Origin of the sequence: Ferrovum sp. (assembly GCF_027317285.1) — a bacterium.
Taxonomy (GTDB): Bacteria; Pseudomonadota; Gammaproteobacteria; order Burkholderiales; family Ferrovaceae; genus Ferrovum.
Genome location: NZ_DAHVHV010000122.1, coordinates 1 through 942, shown reverse-complemented (window position 1 = coordinate 942; position 942 = coordinate 1). Strand labels below are relative to the sequence as shown.

Here is a 942-nt window from a genome sequence, read left to right as displayed (position 1 = left end):
CTCGGTAGTGCCAGTTTTTGGCATTGCCGGAATCGAGTTTTTATCATCAAGCCGAGTTGACCTGTCCAATCAGGTCAGACTACCTCAACGAAACCACCTACCATGGAGCAAGGATAAGCAAAAACAGGGTATCAGTCCAGAGCGAGAGATGAAGTTGACCTTGGACGAACTGGTAAGATGAGGTGCGAGGCAAGTGATCCAGCAAGAAAGTGAACTGGTGATCGGGCACTTGAAGTCGAATCACAGGATGGACCGGTGTCACTTGAAGGGGAGTTTGTGGGTGGTCTGTACACGGTATTATGTGCAGCGGGGTGCATGTTTGGTGGCTGAGGTGGATGATCCTGAAGTATGGCATCCGCCATTTTTTGCGCCTGCTTTTTGGACCGATGGCTGGGTTGTTTGGGGGATTATTGGGAAGCAAGGTCAGAAAGCCGACCATGCTTCCAGGATTCATGGCGCCACAGGCTGCCTGACACGGTATCAGGGCTATGGAAATCACCAGTTTCATCCCAAAAACACAAAAAGGGATTTTTCAGGGACGACTATGAAATGGTCATTAAAATGGTCACATCGACCAAAAACAGATTTTTCAGGGACGACTACTTCGCCTATAGTTATGCAGCCAGTCGAAACTTTTGTTCCAACGTTGCTACGCGTGATCATTGTTATGGCCACATACAATGGCAGCCGATTTATCGAGGAACAAATTCAGAGTATTCTGGCACAGAGTTATGCCAATTGGGTATTGTATGTGCGTGATGATGGATCGTGTGACGATACTGTTCAAAAGATCATGAAATTTGAACGAAATGATCCTCGTATCCAAATGGTCCGAGATGAACTCGGCAATCAAGGGGCAATAGGAAACTTTTCTATCTTGATGGAATTTGCCCTTAAAAAAAATGCGGGCTACGTTTTTTTCGCTGATCAGGATGATATTTG

Annotated in this window: 2 protein-coding genes; both read left to right on the top strand. The window is 46.3% G+C overall.

Features of this window, described 5'->3' with window-relative positions:
• Window positions 1-181, top strand: a 181-nt coding sequence (locus M6F29_RS11835; RefSeq protein WP_298160163.1) for a hypothetical protein, incomplete at its 5' end; no start/stop codon positions are given.
• A gap of 150 nt (window positions 182-331) precedes the next feature.
• Window positions 332-942, top strand: a 611-nt coding sequence (locus tag M6F29_RS11830; RefSeq protein WP_298160160.1) for a glycosyltransferase, incomplete at its 3' end; no start/stop codon positions are given.